This window comes from Sanguibacter sp. Z1732 (assembly GCF_051020515.1).
Classification (GTDB): Bacteria; Actinomycetota; Actinomycetes; order Actinomycetales; family Beutenbergiaceae; genus CALKWS01.
In genome coordinates, this window is sequence record NZ_CP194857.1 from 3,158,936 (window position 1) to 3,183,310 (window position 24,375).

22 protein-coding genes, 2 tRNA genes and 2 pseudogenes are annotated in these 24,375 nt (G+C 68.9%); 16 read left to right on the top strand and 10 right to left on the bottom strand.

Features of this window, described 5'->3' with window-relative positions:
* Positions 1-69 precede the first annotated feature (69 nt).
* The 5 genes from ACRRRO_RS16525 to ACRRRO_RS16545 all read left to right on the top strand — a co-directional run bounded on the left by ACRRRO_RS16525 (position 70) and on the right by ACRRRO_RS16545 (position 3,689).
* Positions 70-579, top strand: a complete 510-nt coding sequence (locus tag ACRRRO_RS16525; protein ID WP_434080600.1) for a hypothetical protein — start codon at positions 70-72, stop codon at positions 577-579.
* A 123-nt stretch (positions 580-702) separates the two neighbouring features.
* Positions 703-775: transfer RNA gene (locus ACRRRO_RS16530), tRNA-Asn, on the top strand.
* A gap of 289 nt (positions 776-1,064) precedes the next feature.
* Positions 1,065-2,426 (top strand): hypothetical protein, encoded by a 1,362-nt coding sequence (locus ACRRRO_RS16535; protein ID WP_434080601.1) that lies wholly within the window; start codon positions 1,065-1,067, stop codon positions 2,424-2,426.
* Between the two features lie 118 nt (positions 2,427-2,544).
* Positions 2,545-3,030: a peptide deformylase gene (gene def, locus ACRRRO_RS16540; RefSeq protein WP_424796006.1), complete on the top strand. Its 486-nt coding sequence runs from the start codon at positions 2,545-2,547 to the stop codon at positions 3,028-3,030.
* A gap of 158 nt (positions 3,031-3,188) precedes the next feature.
* Positions 3,189-3,689 carry a DUF3145 domain-containing protein gene (locus ACRRRO_RS16545; RefSeq protein WP_424786143.1) on the top strand — a complete coding sequence of 167 codons (501 nt, stop codon included), beginning with the start codon at positions 3,189-3,191 and terminating at the stop codon, positions 3,687-3,689.
* Between the two features lie 69 nt (positions 3,690-3,758).
* Here the strand turns inward: ACRRRO_RS16545 and ACRRRO_RS16550 are convergent, their stop codons facing one another.
* From ACRRRO_RS16550 to ACRRRO_RS16570, 5 genes and pseudogenes are all read right to left on the bottom strand, one after another.
* Positions 3,759-4,946 carry a beta-ketoacyl-[acyl-carrier-protein] synthase family protein gene (locus tag ACRRRO_RS16550; RefSeq protein WP_434080602.1) on the bottom strand — a complete coding sequence of 396 codons (1,188 nt, stop codon included), beginning with the start codon at positions 4,944-4,946 and terminating at the stop codon, positions 3,759-3,761.
* 154 nt (positions 4,947-5,100) lie between these two features.
* Positions 5,101-5,349 carry an acyl carrier protein gene (locus ACRRRO_RS16555; RefSeq protein WP_424786141.1) on the bottom strand — a complete coding sequence of 83 codons (249 nt, stop codon included), beginning with the start codon at positions 5,347-5,349 and terminating at the stop codon, positions 5,101-5,103.
* A gap of 111 nt (positions 5,350-5,460) precedes the next feature.
* The gene (locus tag ACRRRO_RS16560; RefSeq protein ID WP_424786140.1) at positions 5,461-6,504 is read right to left on the bottom strand and encodes a beta-ketoacyl-ACP synthase III; all 1,044 of its coding nucleotides are present in this window, start codon (positions 6,502-6,504) and stop codon (positions 5,461-5,463) included.
* The gene (locus ACRRRO_RS16565; RefSeq protein ID WP_424796008.1) at positions 6,501-7,436 is read right to left on the bottom strand and encodes an ACP S-malonyltransferase; all 936 of its coding nucleotides are present in this window, start codon (positions 7,434-7,436) and stop codon (positions 6,501-6,503) included. The genes ACRRRO_RS16560 and ACRRRO_RS16565 overlap by 4 nt, the downstream gene beginning before the upstream one ends.
* 223 nt (positions 7,437-7,659) lie before the next feature.
* Positions 7,660-8,861: pseudogene (locus ACRRRO_RS16570) on the bottom strand (PucR family transcriptional regulator).
* Between the two features lie 65 nt (positions 8,862-8,926).
* On the opposite strand from ACRRRO_RS16570, the gene ACRRRO_RS16575 reads away from it, so the two are divergent.
* Positions 8,927-9,625 (top strand): hypothetical protein, encoded by a 699-nt coding sequence (locus ACRRRO_RS16575; RefSeq protein ID WP_424786137.1) that lies wholly within the window; start codon positions 8,927-8,929, stop codon positions 9,623-9,625.
* A gap of 104 nt (positions 9,626-9,729) precedes the next feature.
* Here ACRRRO_RS16575 and aceE read toward each other — a convergent pair whose 3' ends face one another.
* Positions 9,730-12,438, bottom strand: a complete 2,709-nt coding sequence (aceE, locus tag ACRRRO_RS16580) for a pyruvate dehydrogenase (acetyl-transferring), homodimeric type (RefSeq protein WP_424796332.1) — start codon at positions 12,436-12,438, stop codon at positions 9,730-9,732.
* Between the two features lie 319 nt (positions 12,439-12,757).
* Between aceE and ACRRRO_RS16585 the strand changes: the two genes are divergently transcribed.
* The 10 genes and pseudogenes from ACRRRO_RS16585 (at position 12,758) to ACRRRO_RS16630 (ending at position 20,225) form a co-directional block, all read left to right on the top strand.
* Entirely contained in the window at positions 12,758-13,138 is a 381-nt protein-coding gene (locus tag ACRRRO_RS16585) for a DUF3052 domain-containing protein (RefSeq protein ID WP_424796009.1), read from the top strand.
* Between the two features lie 114 nt (positions 13,139-13,252).
* Positions 13,253-13,297, top strand: a pseudogene (locus tag ACRRRO_RS16590) (hypothetical protein); the annotation flags it as partial.
* A gap of 88 nt (positions 13,298-13,385) precedes the next feature.
* On the top strand, positions 13,386-13,670 hold the full coding sequence (locus ACRRRO_RS16595; protein WP_434080603.1) for a redoxin domain-containing protein: 285 nt from the start codon (positions 13,386-13,388) through the stop codon (positions 13,668-13,670).
* A complete protein-coding gene (locus tag ACRRRO_RS16600) occupies positions 13,615-14,388 on the top strand; it encodes a glycerophosphodiester phosphodiesterase family protein (protein ID WP_434081598.1) in 774 nt (257 codons plus the stop codon). Before ACRRRO_RS16595 ends, ACRRRO_RS16600 begins: the two co-directional genes overlap by 56 nt.
* A 10-nt stretch (positions 14,389-14,398) precedes the next feature.
* Positions 14,399-14,536 (top strand): hypothetical protein, encoded by a 138-nt coding sequence (locus tag ACRRRO_RS16605; protein WP_434080604.1) that lies wholly within the window; start codon positions 14,399-14,401, stop codon positions 14,534-14,536.
* A gap of 111 nt (positions 14,537-14,647) precedes the next feature.
* Complete coding sequence (locus tag ACRRRO_RS16610; protein WP_434080605.1) at positions 14,648-16,723, top strand: hypothetical protein; 2,076 nt, start codon at positions 14,648-14,650, stop codon at positions 16,721-16,723.
* Between the two features lie 68 nt (positions 16,724-16,791).
* Positions 16,792-17,946 (top strand): PDZ domain-containing protein, encoded by a 1,155-nt coding sequence (locus tag ACRRRO_RS16615; protein WP_434081599.1) that lies wholly within the window; start codon positions 16,792-16,794, stop codon positions 17,944-17,946.
* An 85-nt stretch (positions 17,947-18,031) separates the two neighbouring features.
* Positions 18,032-18,520: a hemerythrin domain-containing protein gene (locus ACRRRO_RS16620; protein ID WP_424796013.1), complete on the top strand. Its 489-nt coding sequence runs from the start codon at positions 18,032-18,034 to the stop codon at positions 18,518-18,520.
* A gap of 19 nt (positions 18,521-18,539) precedes the next feature.
* Positions 18,540-18,613: transfer RNA gene (locus tag ACRRRO_RS16625), tRNA-Val, on the top strand.
* A gap of 58 nt (positions 18,614-18,671) precedes the next feature.
* Entirely contained in the window at positions 18,672-20,225 is a 1,554-nt protein-coding gene (locus ACRRRO_RS16630; protein WP_424796014.1) for a serine hydrolase domain-containing protein, read from the top strand.
* Between the two features lie 31 nt (positions 20,226-20,256).
* Here ACRRRO_RS16630 and ACRRRO_RS16635 read toward each other — a convergent pair whose 3' ends face one another.
* From ACRRRO_RS16635 to ACRRRO_RS16650, 4 genes are all read right to left on the bottom strand, one after another.
* Positions 20,257-20,796: a methyltransferase domain-containing protein gene (locus tag ACRRRO_RS16635; RefSeq protein WP_434081600.1), complete on the bottom strand. Its 540-nt coding sequence runs from the start codon at positions 20,794-20,796 to the stop codon at positions 20,257-20,259.
* Positions 20,797-21,053: 257 nt separating this feature from the next.
* On the bottom strand, positions 21,054-21,614 hold the full coding sequence (locus ACRRRO_RS16640) for an OsmC family protein (RefSeq protein ID WP_424796016.1): 561 nt from the start codon (positions 21,612-21,614) through the stop codon (positions 21,054-21,056).
* A 205-nt stretch (positions 21,615-21,819) separates the two neighbouring features.
* A complete protein-coding gene (locus ACRRRO_RS16645) occupies positions 21,820-22,812 on the bottom strand; it encodes a hypothetical protein (RefSeq protein ID WP_434080606.1) in 993 nt (330 codons plus the stop codon).
* On the bottom strand, positions 22,770-24,332 hold the full coding sequence (locus tag ACRRRO_RS16650) for an ATP-binding protein (RefSeq protein ID WP_434080607.1): 1,563 nt from the start codon (positions 24,330-24,332) through the stop codon (positions 22,770-22,772). Before ACRRRO_RS16650 ends, ACRRRO_RS16645 begins: the two co-directional genes overlap by 43 nt.
* Positions 24,333-24,375: the final 43 nt, after the last annotated feature.

The following is a 24,375-nucleotide window of genomic DNA, read 5'->3' on the forward strand; positions in this document are numbered from 1 at the left end:
GGTCACCCAGCCTATCGTCGCCAGAGGCGGTCCGGTGCATTGCGCGCGAGAGACGGGTACGGTCGGCACATGAGGTTCGGGCGAGGGAAAAAGACCAGACTTCCCGCTGAGATGGCCGGGCTGGTCCGTGGTGAGGTGCTGGCCGCTGCGCAACTGCGTGGGGGCGGCTGGCTGGTGCTCACCCCGGCGGCCGTCGTCGTGATCGGGACCGGCTCGGGGGACTTCGAGCGGGCCTGGCACACCGTGGACCGCGGGGAATGGAGCAGCGACGGCAACCGGATCCAACTGACCTGGGTGGATGGCCACGAACCGGTGGAGTTGCAACTGGTCCACGATGACCGCGAACTGGCCGACATCTGCGCGGCGAGGTGGAGGCCTCCCTCGTGCACGCCGAGGTCGAGCGGCTACCAGGTGGAGGAACGTTGCGCGGCGCGATCCGTCGTGACGCGGAAGGGCAGTTGTTCTCCCAGGTCAGCGTCAGCGGTCGGGTGCACCGCGGTGAGGACCTGGACCAACGGGTCCGGGCGATGGAGGGCCGGGTGCGCGCTCAAGTGGGTCTGCCCCAATAGCCGCGGGTGACCGGACCCCATCGATGTGGCCGGGTAGCCGCGGGTGACCGGACCCCATCGATGTGGCCGGGCCCACGTACCCGAGGCGGCGAGCACCGGGCGAACGGTGCTAAAGTCGTCTGGGCCAATACGATCCCTCGTAGCTCAATAGGCAGAGCATCCGACTGTTAATCGGACGGTTGTTGGTTCGAGTCCAACCGAGGGAGCCCATAACCTCCGCTGGGTGCAACCTGGCGGGGGTTTCTGCGTTCCAGGCTCGCGTCCCGGGGGTCGTGGGCGAGGAGGTAGCGGATGGTGCGGACCCGGCCGGCATCCCCGTCCGTCCGTCGCGTTTGCCACCCTCGCACCACTACGGGGAGGACACCCGGGACCACGGTCTGACCGGGCAACAACCGGGACATTGAGTTCGCCTCGCGAACGCCCTGCTACTGCCCCCGTTCCCCGTAGGATGGGCCCGGTAGGCGGGCGCTAGGGGAAACGGCGCCGATCATCGACATGAACGAGGAGCGCCCAGTGGGCTACCGCTACAACTCTCCACCAGGCTGGCCACCGCCCCCAGAAGGCTGGAGCCCACCACCGGGCTGGCAGCCCGACCCCTCCTGGCCACCGGCACCCGAGGGTTGGGAGTTCTGGTTGCCCGATCCCGGCGCCACCGAAGCGGGCGCGGCCTCCGGTGCCGCAGGGGCACCCGGGGCCGGCGCGGCGCCAGAAGAGACCTCTCAACCCGGCGCACCCGAGCCGCACGCCGGCTCCGACGCACCGACACAGGCGTTCGGTGACCAAGGCTCGACGACGCAGGCCTTTGGAACCGGGTCCGGTGCCGGAGCAGGTGTCCCGCCCTACTCCGGACAGCCGGACTATGGCGGGCAGCAGCACGTTCCCGGGCAGCAGCCGCCGGCTGGTGCCGCGGGTGCCGGGGCCGGGGCGACTGCCTCGTACCAGTACCAGCCCAGCGGCCATCTGGACCAGCCGGGGGAGTCGCCTTACGACACCGGATTCCTGCGGTCGGGCCAGCCCTCCCACGGGCAGGGACAGCCCGACTACCAGCAGGGTGGCTACCCAGGGGCGCAGGGCGGCTACCCGGGTGGCCCGCAGGGGGGATACCCCGGTGGCGCAGCACCAGGGCAGGGCGCGCCGGGGGAGGGCAGGAAGAGCAACACCGGGATCCTCATCGCGGCCATCGTCGTGGGCGTCCTGGTGCTCGGTCTGCTGATCTGGGGCGGGATCGCCCTGTTCGGCGGTGATGACGACCCGGAGGAGATTCCGACCACCTCCGCTCCCGACCCCACGGAGGAGCCGACCGAGGACCCGGACGAAACCGAGGAACCGACCGACGACCCAACCGACGACCCCACCGACGAACCAACCGACGAACCAACCGATGACCCCACCGACGACAACGGTCCCGTCGGCCCCGACGACGGCGAAGCCGTGGTCCTGGAGTTGGGTGAGGCCGCGGTGATCCAGGGCACCGAGTCCGACCCGGAGGTGACCCTGGCGGTGCTGAGCGTGGAGGAGTGGGAAGCGGAGTCCGGCGCGTTCTTCTGCACCGAGCCCGAACTCGACGGGTACATCGAGTTCGCCGTGGAGGTCACCACCTATGATCTCGACGAACCCTACGACTTCTCGCCGATCAACTTCGGCATCGCCGACTCCGATCAGAACACCATGGACGAAGTGAACCCGTTCATGGGCCTGCTCTGCGACAACCCGGACATGATCGAGTCGGAGATGTCGGCGAACGAGACCTACACCGGAACGGTCATCCTCGACGTGCCCAGCGACGGCAGTTACATCGTCTGGGAGGAACTCTTCGACTTCACCGGCGAGGCCGTGCCCTACCTGTGGGGCTACTGACCCACTCCGACCGAGCAGCAACCCGGGGGTATCGCATCTCGGGGTTCGGCGACACGTAGCATCCCGCTGGGCACGGCATCACGCCGGGCCCGGCGGGCGCACGAATAAGGACGACACGATGAGACGCACGATCCGCATCTATCCCGACCCCGTGCTGCGCAGCCCGTGTGATCCGGTCAAGGTCATGGACGAGCGGGTGCGCGGGCTGGTCCAGGACCTGCTGGACACCGTGCACAGCGACGACCGCGCCGGCGTGGCCGCGAACCAGATCGGGGTGGGGCTGCAAGCCTTCTCCTGGCACATCGACGGCGAGGTCGGGTACGTTCTCAATCCCGAACTGGTCGAGACCTCCACCCAGACCCAGCACGGGGACGAGGGCTGCCTGTCCGTTCCCGGACTGTACTTCCCGACGACCAGAGCCGCTTACGCGAAGGTGGTCGGGGTGGATCTGGAGGGCAATGAGGTGATCCTGGAGGGTGAGGGTCTGATGGCGCGCGCCCTGCAGCACGAGGTGGACCATCTGCGGGGCATGATCTTCCTGCAGCGCCTGGACCCGGAGGTGCGTAAGGAGGCGATGCGCCAGGTGCGCAGCCGCATCTCCTGAGGCCGCAGCAGGGCTTCAGCGGGGATCGAAACGCCCCAAAGGTGCACAAATCGGTCCGGATGGGGCATGATAGGAACCACGAAGCCGCGATGCGGGTTCAACCGGAAGGCTCCGAGAGCGTTGGGGAAGACGTATCTCGACCGGATGGAGGGACCAACATGTCAGGTGTCAACACCCGCGGTGTCCTTTTCGTGCACTCTGCACCGCGCGCGTTGTGCCCGCATATCGAGTGGGCCGCCGGGTCGGTGCTGGATATCCGAGCCACGTTCAACTGGACCGAACAGCCCGCGGCACCGGGTCTGCTCCGGGCCGAGTTGTCGTGGACCGGTCCGGCCGGCAGTGGAGCACGGCTGGCCTCAGCGCTGCGCGGGTGGACCCACCTGCGCTATGAGGTCACCGAGGAGGCTTCCCGGGGCTCCGATGGCGCCCGCTGGAGCCACACCCCCGACCTGGGCATCTTCCATGCCCAGACGGATGTGCACGGCAACGTGGTTGTCCCCGAGGACCGGATCCGGGCTGCCGTGGCTCACATCGGCGATCCCCTGACGCTCCGGCGGGAACTGGATCTGGCCCTGGGGCAGGCCTGGGACGACGAGCTCGAGCCGTTCCGCTATGCCGGTGCCGGTGTGCCGGTGCGCTGGCTGCACCGGGTCGGCTGACCAGGGGCCGCGCTCAGACCGACGTGACCACAAGGGTGACGTTGTGGCCGCCGAAGCCGAAGGCGTTGTTCAGCGCCGCGATGTCACCGGCGGGAAGTCCGCGGGGGTGGTCGCGCACCACATCGATATCGATCCCGGGATCGACTTCGTTGATGTTGATCGTCGGCGGTCCTGCCGGTGCTTGACCGCCAGGATCGTGAAGATCGACTCCAGTGCGCCGGCGCCACCGAGCAGGTGCCCGGTCATGGACTTGGTGCCGGAGACGGCGACATGGTCGGTGTGGGCGCCAAGCACGCGGCGGATGGCAGCGGCCTCGACGCCGTCCCCGGCTGGGGTGGAGGTGGCGTGGGCGTTGACGTGGACCACCTGGGCGGCTTGGACATCGGCGTCGGCCAGGCCGAGTTCGGTGGCGCGTGCCTGCCCGGCGCCGGTGGGGTCGGGCGGAGCGATGTCATAGGCATCGGCCGTCATGCCGACCCCGGCGATGCGCGCATACACCTTGGCCCCCCGGGCGCGGGCGTGCTCGGCGCTCTCCAGCACGAGCACCCCGGCGCCCTCACCGAGCACGAAGCCGTCCCGGTCGGTGTCATAGGGGCGCGAGGCTCCTGCCGGATCGTCGTTACGGGTGGAGAGGGCCTGCATCTTGGCGAATGCCGCGATCGGCAGCGGGGGATGGCAGCCTCGGTGCCACCGACGACGACGACGTCTGCCCGGCCCGTGCGGATCATGTTCAGCCCGTAACCGATCGCCTCGGCACCGGAAGCGCAGGCAGAGACGGGGTGTGTGCGCGCCGGCCCGGGCGCCCAGTTCCAAGGAGACGTAGGCGGCGGGGGAGTTGGGCATCAGCATCGGCACGGTCAGCGGCAGCACCCGGCGCACACCCTTATCCTTCAGGGTGTCCCAGGCGCTGAGCAGGGTCCACACCCCACCGATCCCGGAGGCGATGACCGTACCGAGCCGCTCTCCGGGCACGTCGGGGGTGCCGGCGTCGGCCCATGCCTCCCGCGCCGCAATGAGGGCGTACTGCGCGCTGGGGTCCATTCGCCGGATCTGCGGGCGGGGAAGTACCTCCTGGGCCGGGACGGCCAGTTGGCCCGCGAAGGTGACCGGCAACTCCAGTTCGCCGACCCAGTCCTGCTCGAGGGTGCGCACGCCGGATCGTCCGGCCAGGGCCGCCTCCCAGGTGCTGGGTACGTCTCCGCCCAGTGGGGTGGTGGCGCCCAATCCGGTGACGACGACCTCGGTCTGCTCGCTCACTGGTACTCCCCTTCACGCTGCCGGTGGTTCATCTGGAACTGTGAGGTGCTGCCGCCGGGCGCACATGGATCGATGCGCCCGGCGGAGGTGGTGCGACATCGGCGTGGTGCCGATCGGGCCCCGGAGGGCCTGCACCGGGTCAGACCCGGTCGGGTCAGCCCTGGTTGGCGCTGATGTACTTGACCGCGTCACCGACGGTGGTCAGGTTCTTGACCTCCTCGTCGGGGATGCGGACCTCGAACTTCTCCTCAGCCAGGGTGACGATCGTCATCATGGACAGCGAGTCGATGTCGAGGTCGTCGGTGAAGGACTTGTCCGGCTGCACCGCGTCGGTGTCCAGGCCGGTCTCCTCGTTCACGATCTCGGCCAGACCGGCCAGGATGTCCTCTTCGCTGTGCGCCATTGTTTCTCTTCTACCTCGGTTGTGTGACGTTGGTTGTGCAGTGATGAAGTCTGGTGCAGTGCGCACCGATCGGTGTGGACCCGCGCCCGGTGTTGCTCCGGCCGCTGCTGCTCAGGGTAGAACCACGACCTGGGCGGCGTATACCAGGCCGGCACCGAAACCGATCTGCAGAGCGACGTCCCCGCTCTTGGCCCGGCCTTCGCGGAGCAGCCGTTCGGTGGCCAGCGGGATGGAGGCCGCGGAGGTGTTGCCGGTGTCGGCAATGTCGCGCCCCACCACCACGTCCTCGCGCAATTTCAGCAACTTCAGCAGTTGGTCGGTGATGCGCATGTTGGCCTGGTGCGGCACGAACACATCGATGTCGGCCAGTTCCAGCCCGGCGGCCTCCACGGCCCGGCGAGCGATTCCGGGCATCGTGGAGATCACCCACTTGAACACGGTGGGCCCCTGCTGGCGCAGCGTCGGGCTCTCCATGGTGGAGACCTCCTCGGCCGTCTCAGCGGTTTCGGGGACCTCCTGACCCATCTCGGCGCGCCGGTAGTCCAGCCAGGAGTGGGTCTGGTAGATCGCCGAGGCCTGACCGCCGTCGCTGCCCCAGATCGTCGGACCGATCCTGGCGGTCTCGGAGGGACCCACGATCGCTGCGCCCGCCCCGTCGCCGAGCAGGAAGGAGATGGTCCGGTCGGTGGGGTCGATGAAGTCGCTCATCTTCTCCACTCCCACCACGAGCACGTGACGGGCGGTTCCGGCCCGCACCAGGGCGTCGGCCTGGGCGATGCCGTAGCAGTACCCGGCGCAGGCCGCGGAGATGTCGAACGCGGGGGCGGGAGCGGCGCCGATCCGGCTGGCCAGCAGGGCGGCCAGGGACGGGGTCTGCTCGAAGTGCGTCACGGTGGAGACCAGCACGGTGTCGATGTCGGCCCCACTCATCCCCGCTTTGGTCAGGACGTCCCGGGCAGCCTCGTGGGCCAGTTCCAGCACGCTCTGGCTGGCGTAGACGCGCGAGGCGATGCCGGTGCGCTGACGGATCCACTCGTCGGAGGAGTTGATCGGACCGATGATCTCCTCGTTCGGAACCACCCGGTCGCCGCGGGCGCCGCCCACGGCCAGGATCTGGGTGGCGGTCACCGGCGCGGACTGCAGCATCGTGGTCATCGGCTCTCCTTGACGGACTGCACCGCGGCCACGGCGGCCTCGATGTCATCGGGGGTCTTGATCGCCACGGTCTGCACGCCGGGAAGGGTGCGCCGGGCCAGTCCGGTGAGGACACCGCCGGGAGCCAGCTCGATCACCAGGCGCACCCCCGCCTCACGCAGATAGTCCTGGCACAGGTCCCACCGCACCGGGGCGGTGATCTGTGCGACGAGGCGGGCAAGGACCTTACGTCCCTCGGTCACCGGCTGCCCGTCGGCGTTGGACAGCAGCGTGATCTCGGGGTCCTCGGGCCGGAGTCCGGCGATGGCGGCGCCGACCGGTGCGGTTGCGCCGGCCATGTGCTCGGTATGGAATGCCCCGGCGACGGCAAGGGGAATCACCCGCGCGCCGGCCGGAGGACTCTGCTGCAGCTTCGTGATCGCCTCGGTGGTGCCGGCTGCCACGACCTGCCCACCGCCATTGATGTTGGCTCCCACCAGTCCCGCGCCGACCAGGGCGGTGCTGACGTCCTCGGGCGTCCCGCCCACCACCGCGGCCATCCCGGTGGGCCGTTGGGCAGCGGCCTCGGCCATCGCCCGCCCGCGGGTGGCGACCAGGCGGACGGCTTCGGCGGGCTCGAGCACGCCGGCAGCGGCCACCGCCGCGAACTCCCCGACCGAGTGACCGGCCACGGCATCGGCCCACTGGGCCACCGGTCCCAGAGCCTGGGTGAGCCGCTCCAGGGCCAGCAGGGACGCGGCCACGATCAGCGGTTGCGCCAGCGCGGTGTCCTTGATGGTCTCGGCATCGGCGGTGCCCCCCAGCGTCGCCAGATCCACGTTGCTGGTGGTGCTGAACTCCGCCAGGAGGTCCGCAGTCACCACGGTCTGCACCCAGGGGGTGAGCATGCCGGGCTTCTGGGCTCCTTGGCCAGGACACAGGAGTGCGATCACTTCTCACACCTTTCCCTCGCGGACCCGGTGGTGCGGACGATGGAACGCACCAACCTCATCAGTCGTGTTTGTGGCATTGCGACAAACCTAGCGGACCTGTGCGCCGACGCAGTGGTGTGCGCCACATCCTGCTGTGGGGCGTGGCACATGTACGTGTACTGAAATGGGAGCGCACGTTGTACGAGTTTAACCCTCGTACATGAAAGGACGCCTCCGATGACTGCTAGGCAGACAGGGCGGTTCCGCCGCTGCTTTCGTCCAGTCGCCCCAACGCGATCGCGATCTGCAGCACGAACCCCTCCCGGGCGTCGGTGGGTTCCCATCCGGTGATCGTGCTGATGCGCCGCAGCCGGTACCGCACCGTGTTGGGGTGAACATACAACTGCCGGGCGGTGGCCTCCAGTGACCGGCCCTCGTTCAGTAGGTCGACAACGTCTCCAGCAGTGGGCCACCCACTCCCAGCAACGGCGCGTAGACATCGGTGAGCAGGGTGCGGTGCGCATCGGGATCACCCATCAGGACTCGCTCGGGGAGCAGTTCGTCGGCCATCACCGGGCGTGGCGCCCCCGGCCAGGCGTGCACCGCGTGCAGCGTGGACAGTGCGGCTCGGGCCGAGCGTCCCGCCTCAGCGAGTTCGCCCACCAGCGGCCCTATCACCACCGGACCCGGACCGAACCGGCCCAGCAGCGTGCCGGCCTGCTCGCGAAGGTTGCCGGTCCCGCCCAGCACCACGATCAGCCGGTCACCCTGCACACCGACCAGTGCGTCCTGGGCGGCACGTCGGGCCGCGCGACGCAGGTCCGCTGCCCGCACGTCGTCGACCGGTCCGTCGGTGGTCCCGACCATCACGAGGGTGCTCCCGGTACCGGCCCAACCGAGGGCAGCCACACGGGAGTGCAGGGAGTCATCGGGGTCACCGCGCAGCAGGGAGTCCACCACCAGCGCCTCCAACCGGGCATCCCAGGCCCCGCGGGTCTCAGCCGCCCGGGCGTAGACATCGGCTGCGGAGAAGGCCACCTCGCGGGAGTAGACCAGCACGGCTTCACGCAGTTGGCGGAACTGCCCGGTGGGGGCGAGTTGCTCCGCGTGCTCCTCGACCGTCTCTACCACGATGCGCACCAACTGCAGGGTGTGCTGCAAGGAGATGGACCGGGCCAGTTCTGGCGGCGCGGCGCGGAAGATCTCTGCGGCGTTGTAGGAACCGGAGTCGGGATTCTCGTACCAGGAGATGAAGTTGGCGATGCCGGACTGGGCCACCAGCCCGATCCAGGAGCGGTCCTCGGCCTGCAGTTCCCGGTACCAGGTGAGCTCGGCATCGAGACGGCGCATCGCGGCGGAGGTGAGCAGGTCCGAGCCGGTGCGTAGGCGGCGCACCATCTGTTCGGTCGCACCGGGAGCGATGGTCGGTTTCGGGTCGCGGGGCATGCAGCGAGGATACGACCCGCCTTTGTGGGAAGCCCACAAACGACATCACCGTTATCCTCCACTACATGGGAATCCTCGATCGGCTGTCCGACTACCTGCGCGGCAAGGGCGCGCGTGGATCGTCCACACGCACCGGCAAGGGTGGCGGTGGAGTTGCGCCGGGGGAGCCTGTGGTGGAACAGGAGGGGGCGCTGCGGGAACGGTTGGACGCCGACCCGAACGACCTTGAGGCCTTCGCGCAGCTGGCCGAGCTCGTGCGGCGGCGCACCGAGAGCACCGAGCACCCGGACCCGCTGATCGCCGCGCATGCCGAGGCTGACGTGCAGGCACGCAGCGATGCCTCGCACTGGGCGCTGGCGGAGGAACTGGCTGGCAACCCGCGGGCCTGGTACCCGTTGATCGAGCTGGCCCGGCTGTCCCTGGAGGATGATCATGAGGGCGCGCTGCGCAGACTCGGGACCGCGTGTGAGCGGGATCGGAGCGGGCGTGCGCTCGAGGAGGGGATCAAGATGCTGCGGGGCGCGGATCTGCCCGCCGAGGCACTGTCGCTGGGGGTCGGGTACTGGTCCCCGGCCCAGCAGAGCCCCGAGGCGGGCCGCCAGGTGGTACAGGCGGCCCTGGACGCCGGGCGGGCCACCGCCGCCCGGGAGCACCTGCGCAATCTGGCCGAGTACGGCACCGAGCAGCCCGGTACCACTGCCGTGGTGGCTGAGTTGGAGCCGTTCGTGGCCGCCGCCGAGGCGCGGTCCGAGCGGACGGACTGACCACCCCGGGCCGGCGGGGACAGGCGCGGAGCAGGCCCCGGACCATCAAGGTTCCGGGGCCTGCGCCGTGTCGGCCGAGCCGTCCCGGCCCTGCACATGATGCCTCAGGCGTCGCCCCCTGCGGTGCCGGTGGAGCCGGCGGTGACGTCCAGCAGGTTGTACTTGTCCAGCGCCTTCTTGGGTGCGTCGGCGTCGACCTCCCCCCGGGCTGCCAACGCCTGCAGGGTCCGGGTCACGATGGACTCGGTGTCGATCAGGAAGTGCCGGCGCACTGCGGGGCGGGTGTCGGAGAAGCCGAACCCATCGGCCCCCAGCGTCCAGTAGTCCCTGGGTACCCAGGCCCGGATCTGGTCGGGCAACTGGAAGTCGTAGTCGGTCACGCCCACGAATGGTCCCTCGGTGCCGTCGAGCTTGGTCACCAGGTAGGGGGTGGGCTGCTCCCCGTCGGGGTCGATGAATGCCTGACGTTCCGCGGCCAACCCATCCCGCCGCAACTCGGTCCAACTGGTCACCGACCACACCCCGGCGCGCACGCCCCAGTCCTCGGCGAGGATCCGGCGGGCTTCCAGGGCCCACGGCACCGCCACCCCCGAGGCGAGGATCTGCGCCTCGGGCCCGTCGCCGTCGTCGGGCTCTGCCAGGCGGTGGATACCGCGGAGGATGCCCTCCACGTCCACGTCCTCCGGCTCGGCCGGCTGCAGCATGGGCTCGTTGTAGACGGTGAGGTAGTAGATGACGTCCGGGTCGCGGTCGTCGCTCTCGCCGTACATCCGCTCCAGGCCGTCCCGGACGATGTGCCGGATCTCGTACCCGTAGGCCGGGTCGTAGGAGACCACCGCCGGGTTGGTCGAGGCCAGGATGGGGGAGTGCCCGTCGGCGTGCTGCAGGCCCTCACCGGTCAGCGTGGTGCGTCCGGCAGTGGCCCCGATCAGGAACCCGCGGGTGAGTTGGTCCCCGGCGGCCCAGAACTGGTCACCGGTGCGCTGGAACCCGAACATGGAGTAGTAGAAGTAGAACGGCACCATGACCTCGCCATGGGTAGCGTAGGAGGTGCCCACGGCTTGGAAAGCCGCCGCCGAACCGGCCTCGTTGATGCCGGTGTGCAGCAGGCCGCCGGCCTCGGACTCCTTGTAGGACAGCAGCAGGTCCCGGTCCACGGACAGGTAGTGCTGACCGCCGGTGTTGAAGATCTTCAGTGAGGGAAAGATCGAGTCAAGGCCGAACGTGCGCGCCTCGTCCGGGATGATCGGCACGATCCGCTTACCGAACTCCTTGTCCCGCAGCAGGTCCTTGAACAACTGCACCAGCGCCATCGTGGTGGCGACCTCCTGGTTGCCCGAGCCCTTGGCCAGACGTGCGTAGGCCTTGTCCCCGGGCAGGGTCACCGAGGTGTACTTCGAGCGCCGCTCGGGCAGGAAGCCGCCCAGTTGGCGGCGGCGCTCCAGCATGTACTCGATCTCGGGTGCGTCCATCCCGGGGTGGTAGTACGGGGGCAGGTGCGGATCCTTCTCGATCTCCTCATCGGTGATCGGGATCCGCAGGGAGTCCCGGAGCAGCTTGAGGTCGTTCTCCTTCAGTTGCTTCATCTGGTGGGTGGCGTTACGGGCGGCGAACGCCGAGCCCAGTCCGTACCCCTTGATGGTGTGGGCCAGGATCACGGTGGGCTGGCCGGTGTGGTTCACCGCAGCGCTGTAGGCGGCGTAGAGCTTGCGGTAGTCGTGGCCGCCGCGCTTGAGCGCCCAGATGTCGTCATCGGAGAGGTTCTCCACCAACGCCTTGGTGCGCGGGTCGCGGCCGAAGAAGTGCTCGCGGATGAACGCACCGTTCTCGGCCCGGTAGGTCTGGTAGTCACCATCGGGGGTGTTGTTCATCAGGTTGACCAGGGCGCGGTCCTTGTCAGCCTCCAGCAGCGAGTCCCACTCGCGGCCCCAGACCACCTTGATGACGTTCCAGCCGGCACCCCGGAAGAAGGCCTCCAGTTCCTGGATGATCTTGCCGTTGCCGCGCACCGGCCCATCAAGACGCTGCAGGTTGCAGTTGATCACGAAGGTCAGGTTGTCCAGCCCCTGGTTCGCGGCCAGTTGCAGCATGCCACGCGATTCCGGCTCGTCCATCTCGCCATCGCCGAGGAAGGCCCACACGTGCTGCTGGGAGGTGTCCTTGATCTCCCGCAGGTGCGTGTAGCGGTTCACCCACGCCTGGTAGATCGCCGAGGCGGGGCCCAGCCCCATCGAGACGGTGGGGAACTCCCAGAAGTCGGGCTGATGCCGCGGGTGGGGGTAGGAGGGCAGGCCCCCGCCGGGATGGGACAGTTCCTGACGGAACCCGTCCAGGCCGTGCTCGTCCATCCGGCCCTCGAGGAAGGCGCGGGCGTACATGCCGGGGGCGGCGTGACCCTGGAAGTAGATCTGGTCCCCGCCGCCGGGGTGGTCCTTGCCGCGGAAGAAGTGGTTCAACCCCACCTCGTACAGGGTGGCCACCGAGGCGTAGGAGGAGATGTGGCCGCCCACGGCGATACCGGGACGCTGGGCGCGGGTGACCATCACCGCCGAGTTCCAGCGCAGGTAGGAGCGATATCGACGCTCGACCACCTCATCGCCGGGAAAGTACGGCTCGTCCTCGACCCCGATGGTGTTGATGTACGGGGTGGTGGTGGCCGAGGGGATGGCCAGGCCATGCTCGCGGGCGCGCTTGAGCAGGTTCAGCAGGATGTAGCGGGCCCGCGGGCCGCCGCGGTCCTCGATGAGGCCGTCCAGGGATTCCAGCCACTCCCCGGTCTCCTCGGCATCGATGTCCGGCACCTGGCTCAGCATGCCGTTGATCAAGGGTCCGGAAGTGTTGCGTGCAGTCACGGGAAACTCATTTCTCCGTACGCCAGGGCTGCGGCGCACGGGCTCGGTTGGCCTGTACGGGCCAGGCCCACACGTTCTGCGTGCTCTTGCGATCCTATTGTTGCGCGATGCGTGGCGCCTCATGCCAGAACCCGGATGTGACCTGACCGACACCGGCGACCCCTACACTCAGGGGTGCGAACGGTGCCACCCGGCACCGCTGTCGAAACCCCGGGAGGGGACGGAGAGGAGAGCAGGGAACGTGGGAGAGGCCACGGGAAGCGTACGCTCCCGGTTTGGTGTGAACCCCGGTCAGGTGGTGCAGGAGTTCGGGTACGACGACGACGTCGACACCGGTGTGCGCCAGGAACTGGAATCCGTCATCGGCTCGGAACTGGCCGATGAACTCTACGACGACGTCACCGATGCCGCCATCGTGTGGTGGCGCGCGGACGACGGCGACACCGCTGATCTGACCGACCTGGTCCTCGATGCGATGACCACCCTGGAGGACGGGGCCCTGATCTGGGTCCTGGTACCCAAGCCCGGCCGGGACGGGCACGTGGCCCCGGCAGACGTGGAGGAGGCTGCCTCCACCGCGGGGCTGCACGCCACCAGTGCCATCTCGGCAGCGCCGGACTGGACCGGGATGCGGCTGGTGACGCGCAGCCGGGGCCGCTGATCGTGAGATGGTGCCGTGGTGAGTAGGACCAAGACCACGATTCATCCTTTCGACCTCGCCGCTCCGGGCCGGGTCGCCCCTGACTTCACACTTCCGGACACCCACGGCACGCCGGTGCAGTTGTCCGCTCTGCGCGGCGCCCCGGTGCTGCTGGTGTTCTTCCCGTTCGCCTTCTCCCGGTTGTGCCACCAGGAACTGACCGGCCTGAACGAGCAGCTGGACACCTTTCGCCGCACTGGACGCCGCGGTGGTGGCCATCTCCTGCGATCCCCTACACAGCCTGCGGGCGTGGGGGGACCAGGAGGGCTTCGGACTCACCCTGCTCTCGGACTTCTGGCCGCACGGCCAGGTGGCCGAGGCCTACGGCGCGTTCGACGACGAGGCCGGTCACGCCGGGCGGGGGAGTGTGTTGATCGACGCCGGTGGTGCGATCGCCTGGAGCACGCTGAGCCCCCCGGGCCGCACCCGCTCCCTCACTGAGCACGTCGACGCCGTGCGCGCCCTGGCCGCGGCCCGGGTGGAGGAGCCGTGAGCGCGGCCGCCCCGCGCCGTCGTCGTCCGTTGACTCCCCGCCAGAGGCAGGTTGCCCCGGTCGGTGGGCGGTACCTGGACCACCCACCGCTGGCGATGGCCCACCGGGGCGGTGCCGGGTATGCGCCGAATGCCGGCAACGAGAACACGATCAAGGCTTTCGCCAACGCGGTGGAACTGGGCTACGACACCTCGAGACCGACGTGCGCGCCAGCGCCGACGGCGAGGCGTTCTGCTTCCACGACGACGACCTGGTGCGAGTGGTCGGGCAGGAGCGCCTGTTCGGAGAGTTGTCCGGCGAGCAGATCCGCTCGCTGCGCACGCTCGGTGGGGAGTCGATCCCCTCCCTCGCGGAGGTGCTGGAGGCATTCCCGGACACCCGGTTCAACATCGACGTCAAGACCGATGACGTGCTCGAGCCGATGCTCGGCGTGCTCGATGAGTTCCAGGCCTACCACCGCGTCCTCATCGGCTCCTTCAGCAGCACCCGGCTGAACCTGGTGCGGCGCGAGCGCCCCCACCTGGCCACCTCAACCTCACCGAGGGAGTCGATGGGCATCGGTTACGGGGTCGGTCCGGCGGCCACCAGGGCTGCCCGCTCCGGCGCGCTCTGCCTGCAGGTACCGATCCGCTACCGGGGCAGGCGGGTGCTGACCCCCCGCACGGTGCGGGCGGCCAAGCGACAGAAACCTGCAGGTACACGCCTGGACGATCGATGAGGCACCCACCATGCATTCGTTGCTGGACCTCGGGGTGGATGCGATCATCACCGACCGGCCCGAGGTGCTCAAGGATGTGCTGATCGAGCGGGGACAGTGGCGCGGGACGCACTCGTCCCGGAAGCAGGAACCGAGCGCAACGGATTGAGCCCGGCGGGTCCAATGCCACAGGTCCAATGCCGCGGGGCGACTCGTGGCGCTATCCCGCGATGCAGTAAAGCCGGCGACAACGGCCCGTGGAGGCGGTTACGTTGACGGTATGGGTTCGGCATATCTGAGATTCCCTCATGTCCATCACGACTCACTGACCTTCGTCGCTGCCGACGATGTCTGGCTGGGTGGTATCAGTGGTGGCCGGGCCTGGCGCCTGACCAATGACCGGGTGCCGGTGAGCCGGCCGCGGTTCTCCCCGGACGGGTCCCACATCGCCTTCGTCTCCCACCGGGACGGGCACCCGGAGGTCATGGTCATCGACCTGGCCGGGGGCAGCGCACGCCGGCTCACCTGGTGGGGCGGCAGCAACACCATGGTGCTCGGCTGGACCGGTGAGGACAGGGTGCTGGTGGCCTCCAACGCCGGTGAGGCGAACATGCGCCACCTGGTGGTCAAGGCGGTGGACCTGGACGGCGGGGTGGAGCGCCTGCGGTACGGTCCGGCCGGGGCAGTGGCGCTGCGCCCGGACGGTGCCGCGGTGATCAGCACCCCCGCCGGTCGTCCGGCCGCGCACTGGAAGCGCTATCGTGGCGGCACCGCCGCCCGGCTGTGGCTGGATACCGGCGATGGGCAGTGGCGCCGTCTGCTGCCCGATGAGACCGCGCCACTGACCGATCCGATGTGGCGGGGCGAGACGTTGCTGTTCGTCTCCGACATGGCCGCGACCTTCCCCGATGCCGCCCACGAGCAGGCGAACCTGTGGGCCTGGGATACTCCCGGGCAGGGGCGACCGCGCCAGATCACCCATCAGGGGACTGATGAGGGCTACGTGCGCGACGCCGCCACCGATGGCGCCTCCATTGTGTGGTCCAGCCGGGGCGATGTGTGGCTACTGGATGATCTGGATCGTGACCCGGTCAGGGTGAACCTGGCGCTGCCGGGCGCAGCGCCGGTGGCGTTCGATGCCGAGCCCACCAAGAACCTCGACGCCTTGGTGCCCGACCATGGCGGGGACGCCTCCCTGGTGGCCTGGCGGGGCAACGCCTTCTGGCTAAGCCACCGGGAGGGGCCGGCCCGGGCGATCGCCGCCGATGCGGGAGTGCGCGTGCGTGAACCGATACTGCTGGGCGGTAGCGGCAAGGCGGTGATGGCCAGCGACGCGACGGGGGAGGACTGCCTGGAGGTTCGCGACCTCACCGGCACCACCGACCCGCAACGTCTGGCCGCCGGGCAACTGGGCCGTGTCCTGCACCTGGCCAGTGATCCGGACGGGCAGCGCGTCGCCGTCATCTCCCACGACGGCGCGATCCGGCTGGTCACGCTCGCCGATGCCTCGGTGCGCGACGTGGGGCGATCGGAGCAGGGCGAGGCCACCTCGCCCACCTTCTCCCCGGACGGGCGCTACCTGATGTGGACCGTACCCACCGCCGATGAGGCCAGCCTGCACGCGCTGCGCCTGGTCGACCTGCACGGCGACGGGCAGGTGCACGCGCTGACCTCGGGCCGGTTCCACGATCACAGCCCGGTCTTCAGCGATGACGGCAAGTACGTGGTGTTCCTGTCCGACCGGACCTTCGACCCGGCCTATGACAACCACGAGTTCGCGCTGTCCTTCACCGGCTCCACCCGGCCGTGGTTGATTCCCCTGGCGGCCACCGAGCCGGCGCCGTTCGGCCCGAGCGCCGACGGCTGGCGCATCTCCAAGGCCGGTCAGGCCGGTGCGACTGGGCGGGACGGTTCCGGGGGAGCGGGCACGAAGGCCGACGACGGCGCAGCCGGCCCTCGTGAGCAGGTCACCGGGGCGTCGGTCCCGCCGCAGCCAGCCCGGACCTCGACGCCGCCGGGGCCGAGGAGCGGATCACCCCGTTCCCGGTGCCCTCGGGAACCTACAAGGACCTGCGCGCCGTCAAGGGCGGAGTGGTGTGGATCAGCGTGGCCGGGGAAGCTGGCGTGCTGGGTAGCCGCCGTGCCGGGGTGGCCGGTGAGCCGGCTGCCGACACCCTGCAACTGTGGACCTTCGAGACCCGCAAGGTCACCACCATCGTGGACAAGGTGGACTCCTACGCCGTCTCCGGTGACGGTGAGCGCCTGGTGGTGCGGCACAAGGACGAGGTCACCGTGGTGCCCGCGGACCGGAAGGTGGAGGAGGAGGATGATCAGGCCAAGGTCAGCGTCGATCTGAAGCGACTGCGGTGGCAGGTGGACCCGGCGGCCGAGTGGCAGCAGATGTTCGATGAGAACGCCCGGTTGATGCGCGATCACTTCTGGCGCGCGGACATGGACGGGGTGGACTGGGCCGGTGTGGTCGCGCGGTACCGGCCCCTGGTGGACCGGCTGCGCAGCCATGATGACCTGGTGGACCTGCTCTGGGAGACGGTGGGCGAACTCAACACCTCCCACGCCTACGTCATGCCCACCGAGCCGCCCGGAGCGCAGGAGCGCAAACTGGGACTGCTCGGCGCCGACCTGTCCCCGGCCGCGGATGGCTGGCGGATCGACCGGGTCCTGCCCGGAGAGTCCAGTGAGCCCGAGGCGCGCTCACCCCTGCGGGCAGCCGGGGTCGATGCCCGCGCAGGTGATGTGATCGTGGCGGTGGACGGTCGACCGGTGGACCGCCGGGCCGGGCCGGCGCACGGCCTGGTCGGGGCGGCGGACAAGCCGGTGGAGTTGATCCTGCGGCGCGACGGCTCGGACCGACGGGTCGTGGTGGTGCCCCTGGGCGATGAGGAGGTACTGCGCTACCAGGATTGGGTCCGGTCCAGGCGCGAATATGTGGCCGAACACACCGACGGGCGCCTCGGCTACCTACACGTGCCGGACATGATGAGTTACGGATGGGCGCAACTGCACCGTGACCTGCGGATTGCCAGCCGAGCCGAGGCCCTGATCGCCGATGTGCGGTACAACCGTGGCGGGCACACCAGCCAACTGGTGGTGGCCCGGCTGGCCGCCAAGGTGGTCTCCTGGGGTACTGGCCGTCACTATGCCAAGGCGAGCACCTACCCGGCGCACGCACCCCGGGGCCCGGTGGTGCTGGTGGCCAATGAGCACTCCGGATCGGATGGCGACATCGTCAACGCCGCGGCCCAGGCGATGGGTATCGGGCCGGTGGTCGGGATGCGCACCTGGGGCGGAGTGGTCGGCATCGATGGCCGCTTCGACCTGGTCGATGGCACCACCGTCACGCAGCCCCGGTATGCGACCTGGATGAAGGGCAAGGGCTGGGGCATGGAGAACCACGGTGTGGACCCCGATATCGAGGTCGAACACACTCCGGGCGACTTCTTCGGTGACACCGATCCGCAACTCGACCGGGCGATTGCCGAGGCCCTGGAACTGCTGGAGCGGGAGGGTTCCGAACATGAGCCGCCGCTACCGGAGCCGAAGGTGAACCGGCGCACCTGAGCCCGGTTCGACGCGGCCCCTCTAGCATTAATACAACCCCAGTTGTCAGAATAGGTGAGCGATACCAGCCGAGACCGAGGAGGCGATGACAGTGTCTGACCCCATCCCGGATGCCGATCAGGTTCTGGGCACGATGACCGATGCTGCCCATGAGCACCACAGCGAGTTGTGGGCCGAACTGACGATCCTGGAGGCCGAACTCATTCGCACGGTCTCGACCGGTGCGGACTTCACCGGTGCACGTGATGCCTTTGTTCGCTACCTGCGCGGAGAGGTGGCCGGCCACATGGAGGCGGAGCAGACCGTACTGCACGGGACTGCCCGCGGCGTCGGAGCCCATGCGTTGGTCGCCGCCCTGGATCTGGACCACAAGGCGATCCTGGCCCTGATCGAGCATATGGAGCGGGCGGGAACCGGACTGCAGGCTGCGCTCGCGGCCCGCAGCCTGGTGCTGCTGTTTGCACTGCGGATGGAGAAGGAGGAGTCCGTCCTGCTGCCGATGCTGCGCGAGGCAGGGGTGGACGTGGAAGCACTGCTGGCGGGCAAGGTCGAGATCACCGGTGCGGGCGAGTAGCGGTAACCTTGGTCTGCCAGGGCCCATAGCTCAGTTGGTTAGAGCACCGCGTTTACACCGCGGGCGTCGGGGGTTCGAGTCCCTCTGGGCCCACCCAAGTCCCGCTGCCCACCGCGGGACCGCCGTCGGGCGCACGACCGACGATGAGCGGATGAGCGACGATGAGCGGATGAGCCGCTGCCCGGGCGGTCGCCGGCGACCGCCCGGCGCAATCCTGTTCGTGGTCGCACTCGTGGTGGCGGCGCCCGCGGGCGTGTCATCGCCCACGTCCGCCGTTGCGCAGTCGATCTCTCCCGAAGTCGATGCCTACCTTCAGGACCAGGTGGACCGGAGCCCGCTGCCCGGTCTGGCGGTGGCGGTCACCCAGGGAGAGGACGTGGTGCACCTCGGCGGATACGGCACCGCCGGCGGGGGCCGGCCGATGACGGCGGACACGCCGATGCGCGTGGCGTCGCTCAGCAAGGCGTTCACGGCGGTAGCCGTGCTCCAGCAGGTAGAGCGGGGCGCGGTGGATCTGGACGAGCCGGTGCGTCGCTACCTGCCGGACTTCACTCTCGCCGATGACTCGGCTGCAGGAAGGATCACCGTCCGCCACCTGCTGCACCACACCAGCGGCCTGAGCGACCCGGGATTTCCGGGATTGTGGCGGCTCGATCAGTACAGTCCTGCCGAACGAGTCGCCGATATGTCCGATGCCAGGCTCAGCACGGGTCCGGGGGAGACCTTCTCCTACTTCAACCCCAACTACGACGTCCTCGCCCGGCTGGTCGAAGTGGCCAGCGGGGAGGATTTCGATTCCTATCTGGAGCGCGAGATCTTCACACCGCTGGGGATGGTCGACACGGTGAGCCTCACCCGGGCCGAGGACGCGGTATCGGCGACGCCGAGCCTCGCGCACGGTCACGTCGTCCTGTTCGGGGCGGCCGTGCCCCGTGCCGAACCGGACGGGTACGTGGCAGGGTCCGGCGGAATCGTCACGACCGCTGCTGACCTCGCCCGGTGGCTGCCGGTGCATGGCAATGCGGGCGCCGCCCATGGCCCACGCGTTCTGGCAGCCGACAGCCTCCAACTCGCGCACAGTCCCCCCTCGTACGTGGATTCCACCTATGCGATGGGCTGGGAGACCACCGCCTTCGGCGCGGAGCCGGCGCTGGAACACACCGGCGTCTTCATGACGTTCTATGCGGAGCAGGTGATGCTGCCCGAGACTGGACACGGCATTGTTCTGCTCGCCAACGCCAACCATGCCTTCGGTGACGTCACGCGTATCAAGGAGGGTCTCCTCGCCCTCCTGGTCGGCGAACCGCGACCAACCCACGTAGAGACCCACTGGCGGTTGATCGGACTCGTTGCGGTGGGGATGATCATCGGCCTGCTACTGCGAGTTCGCAGCATCCGTCGTCGGGACCGGTGGGCGCATCGTCGCGCCCGGGATCCGAGGTGGCTGCGCTGGCTCGGCATCCTCCGGTTGCTCATCCCGGCGCTGCTCCTGGCGGCGTTGCCCTTGCTGATCAGTGGCGCTAGCGGGCGTGTGTTTCCCCTGCGCCTACTGGTCCCGGCCATGCCCGAGCTCGTCGCCTGGCTCACCGTGGCCACCGGTACCGGAATCGCCCTGGCCGTCGCCCGGGTTGCCGCGCTCAATAGAGCCCAGCGTACGGACGAGGCCGGGGGCGAGGCGTCACCTGACGCGGGGCCACTGCGGTGACCCCCGCGTCGCACCGGATGCCGGGCTGGAGCTATTCGGGTTGACGGGCCAGGACACAGACGCTCTTGACGCCGAACCGGTCGCTCGCGCCACGTGCCTGGTCGGACAGGAACCGGTACGGGTTGGTCGTGACCATCTCGACCCGCAGGCCTGCGTCCTCAATGGCGGCGAGGTAGGCATCCTGCTGGGGGGCGCCACCGATACACGAAGCCCACAGTTCGACGTCGTCGACTATGGCATCGGTCAGCGTGGTTTCGGTGACGATGTCCGCCACGGCCAAGCGGCCCCCGGGTCGGAGTACGCGGGCGGCCTCGGCGAAGACCCGTGGCTTGTCCGGCGCAAGGTTGATCACGCCGTTGGAGATGACCGCATCGAAACTGCCGTCTCCGTACGGCACTTGCTCGATCCTTCCGGAGTGGAAGGTGACCTGGCCGAATCCCGCAGCCGCTCGCAGTCGCTCGGCCTTGTCCAGTTGCTCGGGTGTCATGTCGACGCCGACGACCTGTCCGCCTGGGCCGACCTGCACGGCAGCGAAGAAGGAGTCCATCCCCGACCCCGATCCCAGGTCGATGACCGATTCTCCTTCACCGAGATCGGCGAGGGAGAAGAAGTACCCAACGCCGGCGAACGACTCGACCGCCCCGCCCCTGTGGGAACTTGATCGAGAGTCTCGGCCGGATACCCCAGCCGGTCCGCGAGTTGCCGACCTAGTTCGAAATGGAACTCGGAGTCGGGATCCTGGGCCACCGACCGGTACATCGCCTGTACCCGGGTGGTCAACTCATCGACGTCGATGCGCGCTTGGCGAATAGTGCTCATGTCCGCTCCTCAGATGACGTCGAGGGTGGTCTCGACCGGGACGGCGTTGGCGAGGCAGTCGCGCACCGGCGAGGTGTCCTGTACGTACTGGCACAGCCCTTGCAGTTGCTCCTCGCTGGCATTGGGGCTCGACACCCGGCCATGCGCACGGATCGCGGTGAATCCGGGCCGGGCGCCCTCGAGACCGAGGAAGGGCCGCACGTCCAGTTCGCCTTCCACCTCGTACTCCATCCGGGTGATGTGGATACCTTGGGCTGCCGCGTTCGCGACGTATCCGACGGCGTAACAGAAGGCGAGGGCCTGCAGAAGCAGTTCGACCGCGTTGGCCCCCTTGTTGGAGCCGAGCAGGACCGGTGGCTCGTCACCGTGCAGCACGAACGACGCCGAGCGGCTCTCGTCGGTCTCCCCTGCGTGGGTGAACGTGGAGATCTCTCCGATGTTGTGGGTGCCCTCCTCCCAGTTGCTCCGTGCCCGGAACGTGAACGTGGCCAATCCGGGGTCTTCCTTGATCGCATCGATCGTGGCGACGAGGCGCTCGACGTCGATGCCATTGTCGGTCGTGGTAGTCACGTGTGGCTCCCTCCGCGAGTGTGTGGGCACCCGACGCTACGAAGTCCACCGTGACCGCGCATCGGTGCCTCGCCCCTATTTCTCCGGGCGGCCCCACCCATATCTCGGGACCTGCTGTGCGCGGACTACTCAGGCGAAGGGCTCAACACCCCTAGGTCGATCGCGCGGCGTACGGCCGCGCGTCGGTTGTCGACGGCGAGTCCGGTCAGGATGGCAGCCACGTGGTGCTCGATGGTCCGTTGTGACACCGCGCCAGTCGGGCACCGATCTCGGCGTTGGTCAAATTCTGTGCCAGCAGCGCCAGCACCTCGGCCTGCCGCTCGGTCAGTCCTGCTGGATTGGCGCGCGTGGAACGAATCGGGCCACGCCGCACGGTCATGCCGTGGGCACGCATCTTGCGGCGCAGGTGCGCCTCCAGCGGTTTCGCACCCAACCTCTGCGTGATGCGCACCGCGGTAGCCAACTCGGCTTCGTCATCGCACATGGAGAGCAGCAAGGCCTGGTCATAGCGCCAGCCGCGCGCCTCGAATGCCTGGGCGGCCTCGGGCCACGCTCGCCGGATCATGGCGGCGTGTGGCCGGGGCGCGACCCCGCGAAACACAATAGGCACCCCCACGATCGTGGCCCAGGCGGCGAGGCGAGCGCCGAGGAAACCTCCTTCTGCACCTTCCTTGGCGATCGTTGCCAGGACCTGTTCGGTCCTGCCCACCGGGGGATGGCGACTGTGGGTGAGGGCCCACTCGATCTCGAGTTCGAGGACCGGACCCGACAACTTGGGTTCGCCTGCTTCGTTTACGAGGGCGATCAGGTCGCTCAGGCGTGCGGCTGCGTCATCGTCGCCGCGACGGACGGCTACCTCGGCGAGTACGGTCTGGGCCTGCAGGCCTGCGATCGTACTGCTGGCCCGTCGCCCGATCACACGCTCGGCCAGTGCCCGGGCTTCATCGAAGTAGCCCGATCGTGCCTTCAGCCAGGCGAGCAGGGTCTCGAAGTGGTCCTTGAAGACGTCGCGCTGACGCTCCTCCACCAGGGCTAGGCCCTGGGTGATACTCCGCAGCGCCGCCTCAGGTTGTACCCAGCACAGATTGAAGAAGGCGAGCGCAACCAGGCCGTTCATGACCGTGTCGTGCGCTCCGGCCCGGCGCGCACCGTCGATCACACCGTGCAGGGTGCCCGCCTCGGCTGGGTTGAGTTGCATACCCATCGCCGCCATCGCGACCAGCGCGCGCCATCTGGCGTCCTCGTTGCCCAGTTCCTCGGCCTCGCCAGTCGCACGGCGCGGTGGCCGCTCCGTTGCGTCTGCTCGGAGTTCCCGGAGCGCGTGGCCAGGTCGCACAGTTGACTGTGCGCGGAGGCCAGTTCGGTGGTGGCGCCGAGCGGCTCGAGCACCGCGATTGCGCCCTGGGCTTGTTCCCAGGCCGCACGGCTGTCACCCGCCAACCAGTTGAAGCGGGCCCGGGCGGTCTTGCACCGCCCGACCCCACGCACGTCGCCGTGTTCGCGGTGCAACGCGATCGCACGGTCCGAGGCGTTGAATGCTTCGCTCAGGTCTCCGACGTGACATGCCTCCTCGGCGTACGCCTCGTACAGGCCGGCCCGGTCACCGATGGGGAACTCGTGGGCGAACTCAGCGGCGCGGCGGTAGTACTCGAACGCCTCGCGATGTGATTCCAGTGCGGTCGCCTCGCGCGCCGCGGCCAGGGCATGCGAGGCAGCCGCGTGGGTGCTCCCGGCTGCCTCTGCATGGTGAACGATGTCGGCTGCGGCGCCTCCGGTGGCCAGCAGCGCTTCCAGGACCTGCGCGTGCAGGTGACGTCGGCGGGTGGCGGTCAGGCTCGAGTGGACCGCGCGACGGATGAGTTCGTGCCGGAAACGCACGTGCGTCGGCTCGAGGGTCAACAGCCGAAGACGTTCGGGCGCCTCCGCTGCTGCCGTCCACTCCGGCAGGGCGGCGTCGAGGGCGGCGATAGGAAGACGTGTCGGCGCAACCGAGACCAGTTCAACCAGATGGCGTGAAGACGGATCGAGCCGGGCACAGCGCCCCAGGATCGCACTCGTGACCGACTGCGGCAGATCACCGGGAAGGTCAGCGACCAACTCTGTGACGAAGAAGGGGTTTCCGCCGGTCACGTCATAGACCCAGTCGGCGTTCTCCTCGCCGCTGAGCCTGGCCACGGCGGCACGTGACAACGGGGGCAGTTCCACACGCACCGCGGCGACACGGTGCAGCACGCCCAACGCCGACTGCACCGGGTGGTCGGGGGCTGCCTCTCCGGATCGCAATGTCAGCACGAGCACAGCGGGCAGGTCGGCGATGCGGCGCCCGAGGACGGTGATGGCATCGATGGTGGCGTCGTCCGCCCAGTGGATGTCCTCGATCACGATCACCGTCGGTCGCTCGGCGGCGGCCAGCTCCTCCAGAACCCGGGTGTGCAGTCGATACGGAGGGTCGCCGGCGTCGAGCATGGACTGTAAACCCCACGGCGCCTGCGCGGCGATATCCCAGAACGGCCCGAATGGTCGGGATGTGGACAGATCATCACAAGTGCCCCAGTAGACCTCGGCATCGGTCGTGGGCGCGAAACTCGACACGAGCATCGTCTTGCCCATGCCGAGTTCACCGGCCACGATGGCCACCGATCCACGACCGTCGGCGGCGACGTCGACGGTCCTGCGCAGTGCGCGTAGGGCGGCGTCGCGTTCAAGCATGGCACCCATGGCCACCACCTGCACCTCGCCTTCGCCTGCAGGGTCCGACCGA